This window comes from Anaerostipes sp. CAG:276 (genome assembly GCF_000432215.1).
Classification (GTDB): Bacteria; Bacillota; Clostridia; order Lachnospirales; family Lachnospiraceae; genus Anaerostipes; species Anaerostipes caccae.
The window spans coordinates 1-9,606 of the sequence record NZ_FR889185.1 but is presented as its reverse complement, the minus strand read 5'-3'; the positions used below and the strand labels follow the sequence as shown (position 1 = coordinate 9,606).

The window sequence follows — 9,606 nt, the reverse complement described above, 5'->3', positions numbered from 1 at the left end:
GAGCCTGTGGCGAGCTTTATGTAGCCCCGTTATCTAACAAGGGAGGGGGCACAGGAAACACTATACACTAACAGGTGGAAAACGTCATGCTCGATTGTATGACGGCTGGCGGTGTGATAAAACGGGTTGACTTGGACACGGAGATTAAAAACCGTTTTGAAAAATACATGAAGAATTATATCTGTTTTGTAGACAGAAAGAACGGCTAGCCAAAAAGTCAATGGAAAATAAGTGAGGATTGCGCATGGTTTATAGGCGAAAACAGAGAACTGATACACTTAACTACAAAGCCAGAGCCTTATACCTTACAAAAAGCTTTACATTGGCTACATAGACAGGCAGCACCTACAATAAAAATGGTATGACATTTTCCACACGATTTTCGTTCGGCTCTTAGAATGCCTCACTCCAATCGTGTAGAAAATGGACATATTATCTGCTGGAGCAGGCTGCTTAGAAATCAAAGGTGTCACCTGCGATAGTTTTTCTCCATTGTCGGAAGGAGGCCTTTCCAGAGCCGACTGGAGATAATGGAGAAAAACTCATACTTTTCTGAGCTTATCCTGGTGTTTGGCAGAGAAATGCCGGATAAGCTCTGTTTTTAGTTGCGTTTATTCTGTAAAACGTGCTAAAATTCTTTCAGATATAAAAAGGAGTTAGCCATGAAACTTTTGATGATAGGAATAGATTATCATACGGCATCGGTAGAGGAGAGGGAGCCGTTTGCATTTACAGATTCGGGGGCCGTCCGATTCATGAGGTCTGTAAAGGAAATGGACCCAAATGCCTCCTGCATCGTCCTGTCTACCTGTAACCGGACAGAACTTTGGTTTTATAATCTGACACCTGACCCCCTGGATTACCTTTTCTCACAGCTGCCTCATATAAAGAATTCGGGGAGAGAGCTGTTCGTCCGAAGATCCGGGACTGAGGCTGTTTCTTATTTGATGGAAATGACCAGTGGTCTCCATTCTCAGATCCTTGGGGAAGACCAGATTGTCTCCCAGGTCAGAGAGGCGCTTAACCGTGCCAGAGAATGCTGTAAGCCGGATCCTGTTCTGGACACGCTGTTTCGGATGGCTGTGACGGCAGCAAAAAAAGTCAAAACGGAAACCCGGATCGGAAGCAGGGACACCTCTGTGCCGGAACGGGCCGTTTCGATTTTGGAAGACCGATACGGCTCATTGAAAGGAAAACAATGTCTGGTCATCGGTAATGGAGAAATGGGCCGTCTTCTGGCCGCATGGCTGATACATAAAGGGGCCTGTGTTTCCATGACTCTGCGGCAGTACCGGAAACAGGACGTCATGATCCCGGCAGGATGCGGAGTCGTTCCTTACCGGGACCGGTATAAAACCATGGGAACCATGGATTTTGTTTTCAGTGCCACGAAAAGTCCACACTATACGGTCCATGCGCAGCAGGCGGCAGAGGCTCTGGAGGAGAACTGCTCTTATGTATTTGCAGACCTTGCAGTGCCAAGGGACCTGGACCCGGATCTTACAGAGCTGCCCGGATGCTGCCTTTTAGATATGGACGATCTGGGCCTTCAGGTATCGGCGGATGCCGGGGAGCTTAAGAAGGCAGAAGAAATTATCTGTGAGCAGTCCGATGAGTTTATGAACTGGTATTATTTCAGGGATTATATTCCGCTGGTCCGGGCAGTCAGCAGTGCTGCCGGAGAGCTGACCAATGCCAAGCTGAAGAAGACATACAGGGAATTAAGGAAAAAGCACCGGGATGTAAGCGGCCTTCAAAAAGAGGTGATGCGGGCATCGGAATCAGCGGTTGAACGGATTATCTTCGGTCTTAAAGATGTGCTTCCGAGACAGGAATGGAAGCATATCCTTGAGGCTCTGGAATTGTCAGCAGATCAGGTGGATATATATTGAGGAGGATTCATGATGGCTTATTTTCCGCTGTACACAGATATCCGGGGGTTTAAAATCCTGATGGTCGGAGGGGGAAATATTGCCCTGCGAAGGCTTAAGACACTTCAAATGTTTCATGAACATATCACCGTCATATCGCCGTCTGTCTGCAAAGAGATAGAAGACATGGCTCTTGAGGGCTTTGTCACCTGGATTTCCAGGAGTTATGTTCCAGGAGACCTGAAAAATTTTGATATGGTGCTTGCCGCAACAGATGACAGGGAAGTCAATCACACTGTTTTTTTGGAAGCCCGGAGGGAGAAAATACCTGTCAATATCAGCGACTGCAAAGAAGAGTGCAGTTTTTATTTTCCTTCAGTTATAAAAGACGGCGATATTGTCATCGGGGTTACATCCGGAGGTGCCGATCATAAAAAGACAAAACAGACAGCAGACAGAATCAGGAGTTTGATATGGAACCAAAAAGACTGAGGATTGGAAGCCGCGAAAGCCTTCTGGCTGTGGCCCAGACAAGACTTGTAATAGAGCAGTTAAAAGCAAATTATCCGGAGCTTTCTTTTGAACTGGTGACTTTGAAAACCACCGGGGATAAGATTCTTAATAAGACATTAGATAAGATTGGGGGAAAGGGCCTCTTTGTGAAGGAACTTGACCAGGCCCTTCTGGACGGAAGGATCGACATGGCGGTCCACAGCATGAAGGATCTGCCTATGGAGATCTCTGATGACCTTCCCGTGGCGGCAGTGCCTAAGCGGGGTGATCCGAGAGACGTGCTTGTGCTTCCTTCGTCCGGAGATTTTGAAGAATTTGGACAGGTGATCGGTTCTTCCAGTGCCAGAAGAGTTCTCCAGGCAAGAAGATTGTTTCCGGAAGCAGAGTTTCAGAGTATCCGGGGGAACATCCACACGAGACTCCGCAAATTGGACAAAGGACAGTATTCGGCACTGATCATGGCGGCCGCGGGACTGAAAAGAGCAGGCCTTAAAGAGCGGATCAGCCGATATTTTTCAGTGGAAGAAATGCTGCCGGCGGCCGGACAGGGGACCCTGTGCGTTCAGGTGAGAAAAGATTTTGATCAGTCACTTTTTTTCTGTATCCACGACAGGGAGACGGAGCTTGTGACTGAGGCGGAACGAGGTTTTGTACGTGCTCTGGACGGGGGCTGTTCTTCTCCGATCGCGGCATACGCAGAGATTACAGGGAATGACCTTTGTCTTACCGGTCTTTATTATAATGCGGCAGATAATACCGGAAGGAAAATGAGTATCAATGGAAAGGCACAGGATGCCGGTGAACTTGGATGCCGCCTTGCAGAACAGATACAGGAATAAATGATACAGAAAGAAGGATGCAGAATGGATATGACAATAAGATCAAGAAGACTCCGCTCCACACCGATATTGAGAAAGATGGTGCGGGAGACGAGAATGGATGCGTCTTCTCTCATTTATCCGCTTTTTGTGCGGGAGGGAGAAAATGTGAAAGAAGAAATTCCGTCCATGCCGGGACAGTTCAGGTACAGTCTGGACCGGATGCCGGAGGTGCTGAATGAAATGGCGGATGCCGGGGTGACGAGTGTTATGCTGTTTGGAATTCCGGATATAAAAGATGAGTGCGGAACCGGGGCCTGGTCAGATTACGGCATCATCCAGAAGGCATTGAGAAAGGCAAAAAAGGAAGTGCCGGATCTCTATTATATTACAGACGTGTGTATGTGTGAGTATACTTCCCACGGACACTGCGGTATTTTAAGCGGAGAACGGGTGGACAACGATAAGACTCTGCCTGTGATTGCTAAGATTGCCCTGTCCCAGGCACAGGCCGGGGCCGATATGGTAGCCCCGTCTGATATGATGGACGGCCGGGTCTCTGAGATCAGAAGTCTGCTGGATCAGCACGGTTACACAGATGTGCCGATCATGTCCTATGCTGCCAAGTATGCTTCCGCTTTTTACGGTCCTTTTCGGGATGCCGCAGGATCTGCTCCTTCTTTCGGGGACAGGAAGAGTTATCAGATGGATTATCATAACCGTCTGGAGGCCTTAAAGGAAGTGAAACAGGACTGCGAAGAAGGTGCGGATATCATCATGGTGAAACCGGCGCTCTCATATCTGGACATTGTGCGGGAAGTGCGGAACACGGTCGATCTTCCGGTAGCTGCATACAGCGTCAGCGGGGAGTATGCTATGATCAAGGCGGCAGCCATGAAGGGCTGGATCGACGAGGATCAGATGATCTGCGAGACGGCTGCCGGGATTTACCGGGCAGGCTGTGATATCCTCCTGACGTATTTTGCGAAGGAGATCGCCGGATTTGTGAGAGAAGGGAGGATCGGATGATGACCAGATCAGAAGACTTATTTAACCGCGCCAAACGGGTACTGCCGGGAGGCGTCAACAGCCCGGTGAGGGCCTACCAGTCTGTGGGAGGCTGTCCGCGGTTCATTAAAAAAGCGGAAGGCACTTATGTATATGACGAAGAAGGAAAACGTTATCTTGATTACATCGGCTCCTGGGGACCGATGATCCTGGGACATAATCATCCAGAGATCCAACAAGCGGTAGTGGAAGCTGCACAAAGGGGGCTGAGCTTTGGTACGGCCACAGAGATCGAAGTCAAGATGGGAGAATTGCTCTGCAGCCTGGTGCCGTGTTTTGATATGGTCCGCATGGTCAATTCGGGCACGGAGGCCGTGATGAGTTCCATTCGGGCGGCGAGAGGTTTTACAGGCAGAGATAAGATCATCAAATTTGAGGGATGCTATCATGGACATTTTGACGCACTGCTGGTTAAAGCAGGGTCCGGTGTAATGACCGCCGGAATCCCGGACAGCTCCGGGGTGCCAAAGGGCTGTGCGATGGATACCCTGACTGCGGTGTATAATGACATAGACAGCGTCCGTAAATTATTTGAAGAAAATCCGGGACAGATCGCCGCGCTGATCATTGAACCGGTGGCGGCAAATATGGGGGTTGTACTGCCGAGAGAAGGCTTTCTTAAGGAACTCAGAGACATCTGTACCGAGAATGGGACACTGCTGATTTTTGATGAGGTCATCACCGGCTTCAGACTGGGACTTACCGGCGCACAGGGAACTTACGGCGTGATGCCGGACCTGGCCACATTCGGAAAGATCATCGGAGGAGGCATGCCGGTAGGCTGTTACGGAGGAAAGCGAGAGATCATGGAAATGATCGCACCTCTCGGCAGTGTTTATCAGGCCGGGACTCTGAGCGGAAATCCGGTTGCCATGGCGGCCGGTATCACGGAACTTACAATTCTAAAAGATCACCCGGAAGTCTACCGGCATCTTGAGAAACTTGGAGAGTCTTTCAGGAGCGGTGTAAAAGAGATCTTAAAGCGGCACGGCGAGGAATATCAGATTACAGGGACAGGCTCCTTAAGCTGTCTGTTTTTTACAGACCGTCCGGTTACCAATTATGAGGATGCAAAGACTTCGGATGTATCAGCATTTGCAGAATATTTTCATTATATGCTGGATCACGGAATCCATCTGGCCCCGTCCCAGTTTGAAGCTATTTTCTTTAACAATGCTATGAAACAGGAGGATGTAGATCTGACGCTGGATGTGATGGATTCCTTTTTTTCATAGAGAAGACAGCCGGGAGGGATTTTATGGGCAGGGGACTTGAAGAACATAAGGTCATAAAGCAGAATAAAGAGCTGAGATGCGGTTTTACGACAGGCTCCTGTGCGGCCGCCGCAGCCAAAGGAGCCGCCGCGGCCCTGCTTTTGGGGATAAAGGAGGCAAAAATTTCTCTTCTGACACCAGCGGGTATCCGTCTTTTTCTGCCCCTGGAGGATTTCAGGGTATCAGATAATTCGGTTTCCTGCTGTGTTACCAAAGATGCCGGAGACGACCCGGATGTCACAGACGGGATTCATATTTATGCGGAGGTGAAAAAAATTCCTTCTCCCGGAATTCTCATAGAAGGAGGAGAGGGGATTGGCCAAATTACAAGAAAAGGCCTTTTTCTGCCGGTCGGCGAGGCGGCCATTAACCCTGTGCCGAGGAAAATGATCACGGATGCCGTGCAGGAAGTTCTTGACCGTTCCGATTATGAAGGCGGTCTCTCAGTAACCGTCCGGACGCCGGAGGGAGAGGAGACTGCAAAGAAAACCTTTAATCCGCGCCTCGGGATCGAAGGCGGGATATCAATTCTCGGGACTACCGGGATCGTAGAACCTATGAGCGAAGCGGCGATGGTCAAAAGTATTGAGGCAGAGATGCGGATCCTGCTCGCAGAGGGAAACGGATACCTTTTAGTGACGCCCGGGAATTACGGGGCTGACTATGTAAAAACACACTGCGGCATTTCGGGAGACAACATCTTAAAGTGCAGTAACTTTGTGGGTGATACGATCGACATGGCTGTCAATTTAAAGGCCAGGGGTCTTTTGTTTGTGTCCCATATCGGAAAGTTTATCAAGCTTGCAGGCGGGATTATGAATACCCATTCAAGAGAGGCAGACTGCCGGGCAGAGCTGATGGCTGCTGCTGCAGTGAGGAGCGGTGCAGGTCTTAAAACGGTCAGGGAGATTCTTCAGACAAAAACCACGGAAGAGGGCATTTCGTTACTGAAATCAGAAGGTATTTTGGAGCGGACAATGGAAGATCTGTTAGAAAAGATTGGGGAGAATCTTTCCCGAAGAGCCTATGACAGGCTGCTGACCGGTGCCCTGGTCTTTTCAGGCGGACACGGATTTCTGGGACAGACGAAACACACAGATTTATTATGGCAGAAACTAAAGGAGACAGAATGAGCGGAACACTATATGGAATCGGGGTGGGTCCGGGGGATCCGGAACTTATGACGCTAAAGGCAGTGAGAAAGATCAGAGAGTGCGCGGCAGTCGCTGTTCCGGGCAGAAATCCGGAAGAAAGCACGGCTTTTCAGATTGCGGTCAGGGCGTGTCCGGAAATAAAAGATAAAAAACTGATCGGTATCCATATGCCTATGACGAAAGATGAAGAAAAACTGAAGGAGAATCATGAAGCGGGGGCGTTTCTTCTGACAGAACATCTGAAGAAAGGGATGGATATCGCTTTCTTAACGCTCGGTGACCCAACTGTGTATTCTACTTACCTGTATTTACATAAGATCGTCAGAAAACAGGGATTTTTGGCAGAGATCATAAGCGGTATCCCCTCTTTTTGTGCGGCTGCGGCCAGAATGGAAACAGGCCTTGCAGAGAAAGACCAGGCACTGCACATTATACCGGCAGCCTATGAGGTGGAAGAATGGCTGGAACTTTCGGGGACAAAAGTATTTATGAAGGCCGGAAAACAGCTGGCCAAGGTGAAGAAAAAATTGTCTGAAAAAAATCTGGACGGAAGAATGATAGAAAACTGCGGAATGAGAGATGAGAAACTTTATGGCAGCATCAATGAGATCCCACAGGAGGCAGGGTATTACTCCCTGATCATCGTAAAGGAACAGGAGGATGTACAATGATCCATTTTGTCGGAGCGGGCAGCGGAGCGCCGGACCTGATCACCATCCGGGGAAAACAGCTGATCGAGACAGCGGATATCCTGATCTACGCCGGATCTCTGGTGAATCCGGAACTTCTTTTATATGCAGGGCCTGACTGTAAGATCTACAACAGCGCAGAAATGACACTGGAGGAAGTTTTCAAGGTCATGGAAGAAGGGGAACAGGCGGGGAAGGACACGGTCCGGCTGCACACCGGAGATCCATGTCTTTACGGGGCTGTCAGAGAACAGATGGACCTTCTGGATGAAAAAGGTCTCCCATATGATTACTGTCCGGGTGTCAGTTCTTTCTGCGGAGCGGCGTCTGCCCTCAATTTAGAATATACACTTCCCGATGTGTCACAGAGCGTCATCATTACAAGGATGGCGGGAAGGACCCCGGTTCCGGAAAGAGAAAGCATTGCATCTTTTGCTGCTCACCAGGCCACTATGGTGATTTTCCTCAGCACCGGAATGTTAAAGGAATTATCAGAGAAGCTTGTGGAAGGCGGATACGCAGAGGAGACACCGGCGGCCATCGTCTATAAGGCGACCTGGGAGGATGAGCAGATCTTCCTCTGCACAGTGTCGACTCTCTTTCAGACGGCAGAGGAGCACGGGATTACGAAAACAGCGCTGATCATTGTTGGGGATGTGGTCTCCCATCACCATTATCAGAGGTCGAAGCTCTATGATCCGGAGTTTACCACGGGATACAGAAAAGGAAACGGGAAATGAAGACAGCCATCATTTGCTTTAGCCAAAGAGGGTTAAACCTTGCCGAAAAATTGAAGACGGGTCTCAATAAGTCGGGCCACAGAGCAGAAATCTCAGTGAAATCCGGATATATCAAGAACCGGGATGTGCACTGTGTAACAGAGTCATTAAATGACTGGACTGCCAGGCAGTTTCGGGAAAAAGACGCCTTATGTTTCATCGGGGCCTGCGGGATTGCGGTGAGGGCTATTGCACCTTTTATCAAAAGCAAAGACACTGATCCGGCTGTCATAGCAATCGATGAGACAGGAAACTTTTCGGTTCCTCTGCTGTCCGGACATCTGGGAGGCGCCAACGATCTGGCAGAACAGGCGGCTTTCCTCACAGGCGCTGTTCCTGTGATTACTACGTCTACGGATATCCATCAGGTGTTTGCAGTGGATCTGTTTGCAAAAAAGAACCGTCTGCATATCATGGATCTTGGGCTTGCCAAAGAAATATCCGCCTCTCTGCTGTCAGGGATGCCGGTCGGGTTTCACAGTGACTTTCCGGTGTCTGGGAATCTGCCGGAGGGACTGGTGCGGGGGGAAGATACAAAACTCGGCATCTGCATTTCTGTGAGGAAGAATTTTCTTCCTTTTGCGAAAACCCTGAGGCTGATTCCGAAAGCCCTCGTTTTTGGAGTGGGATGCCGAAAAGGCACACCGGAAGAAGCCATCAAACAGGCTTTTTTACAGGTATGTGAAACAGGGCAGATTGAGCCTTTGGCATTGGGATTGGCAGCCAGCATTGATTTAAAGAAGGAAGAACGCGGACTCCTTGGTTTTTGCAGGGAGAAAGCAATTCCTTTTCAAACGTTTACTGCCAAGGAACTGATGCAGGCAGAAGGAGCATTTACATCCTCTGCCTTTGTCAGCCGCGTGACCGGCGCAGATAATGTTTGTGAGAGAAGTGCCTTTCTGGCGGCCGGAGACGGAGGGAAACTGATTGTGGGCAGACAGGCTGGAAATGGCGTGACTGCGGCTCTTGCGTTAAAAGATTGGAGGATCAGGTTTGAGTCATAAAATATATGTAGTGGGCATCGGTCCGGGAGCGTATGAACAGATGACCGTAAAGGCAGCGGATGTTTTAAGACAGAGTGATGTCATTATCGGATATACCGTATACATTGATCTGGTGAGAGATCACCTGCCGGGCAAACAGTTTCTGTCTACTCCCATGACAAAAGAGACAGACCGGTGCCGGATGGCATTTTCGGAGGCCCGGAAAGGAAAGACGGTGTCGGTGATCTGCAGCGGAGATGCGGGAATCTACGGGATGGCCGGACTAATGTATGAAATCGGCGCACAATATCCTGATACAGAACTGGAAGTCATACCGGGGGTCACGGCAGCCACAGCCGGAGCGGCACTGCTTGGGGCACCATTGATCCATGATTTCTGCGTCATCAGCCTGAGTGATCTGCTGACTCCGTGGGAAACCATCGAGAAGCGGATTCTT

At 49.5% G+C, this 9,606-nt stretch carries 10 protein-coding genes and 1 pseudogene; all 11 read left to right on the top strand.

Annotation, left to right across the window (positions count from 1 at the left end; translation table 11 throughout):
- Positions 1–134 precede the first annotated feature (134 nt).
- Positions 135–362 (top strand): annotated as a pseudogene (locus QVP35_RS07410) (replication initiation factor domain-containing protein); the annotation flags it as partial.
- Between the two features lie 300 nt (positions 363–662).
- Positions 663–1,892 carry a glutamyl-tRNA reductase gene (hemA, locus tag QVP35_RS07405; RefSeq protein ID WP_009289714.1) on the top strand — a complete coding sequence of 410 codons (1,230 nt, stop codon included), beginning with the start codon at positions 663–665 and terminating at the stop codon, positions 1,890–1,892.
- A gap of 9 nt (positions 1,893–1,901) precedes the next feature.
- A complete protein-coding gene (locus QVP35_RS07400) occupies positions 1,902–2,363 on the top strand; it encodes a precorrin-2 dehydrogenase/sirohydrochlorin ferrochelatase family protein (protein WP_288187797.1) in 462 nt (153 codons plus the stop codon).
- Complete coding sequence (gene hemC, locus QVP35_RS07395) at positions 2,345–3,223, top strand: hydroxymethylbilane synthase (protein WP_022260970.1); 879 nt, start codon at positions 2,345–2,347, stop codon at positions 3,221–3,223. Before QVP35_RS07400 ends, hemC begins: the two co-directional genes overlap by 19 nt.
- Before the next feature lie 24 nt (positions 3,224–3,247).
- The gene (gene hemB / locus QVP35_RS07390) at positions 3,248–4,231 is read left to right on the top strand and encodes a porphobilinogen synthase (RefSeq protein ID WP_022260969.1); all 984 of its coding nucleotides are present in this window, start codon (positions 3,248–3,250) and stop codon (positions 4,229–4,231) included.
- Complete coding sequence (gene hemL / locus QVP35_RS07385) at positions 4,231–5,505, top strand: glutamate-1-semialdehyde 2,1-aminomutase (RefSeq protein WP_187115083.1); 1,275 nt, start codon at positions 4,231–4,233, stop codon at positions 5,503–5,505. The genes hemB and hemL overlap by 1 nt, the downstream gene beginning before the upstream one ends.
- Before the next feature lie 23 nt (positions 5,506–5,528).
- On the top strand, positions 5,529–6,677 hold the full coding sequence (cbiD, locus tag QVP35_RS07380; RefSeq protein ID WP_009289708.1) for a cobalt-precorrin-5B (C(1))-methyltransferase CbiD: 1,149 nt from the start codon (positions 5,529–5,531) through the stop codon (positions 6,675–6,677).
- Entirely contained in the window at positions 6,674–7,369 is a 696-nt protein-coding gene (gene cobI / locus QVP35_RS07375) for a precorrin-2 C(20)-methyltransferase (protein ID WP_022260967.1), read from the top strand. Before cbiD ends, cobI begins: the two co-directional genes overlap by 4 nt.
- Positions 7,366–8,127 carry a precorrin-4 C(11)-methyltransferase gene (gene cobM / locus QVP35_RS07370; RefSeq protein ID WP_009289706.1) on the top strand — a complete coding sequence of 254 codons (762 nt, stop codon included), beginning with the start codon at positions 7,366–7,368 and terminating at the stop codon, positions 8,125–8,127. Before cobI ends, cobM begins: the two co-directional genes overlap by 4 nt.
- Positions 8,124–9,170: a cobalt-precorrin 5A hydrolase gene (locus QVP35_RS07365; RefSeq protein ID WP_009289705.1), complete on the top strand. Its 1,047-nt coding sequence runs from the start codon at positions 8,124–8,126 to the stop codon at positions 9,168–9,170. Before cobM ends, QVP35_RS07365 begins: the two co-directional genes overlap by 4 nt.
- Positions 9,160–9,606: precorrin-3B C(17)-methyltransferase (locus QVP35_RS07360; RefSeq protein WP_288187795.1), on the top strand; the 447-nt coding region annotated here is incomplete at its 3' end. The genes QVP35_RS07365 and QVP35_RS07360, both read left to right, overlap by 11 nt.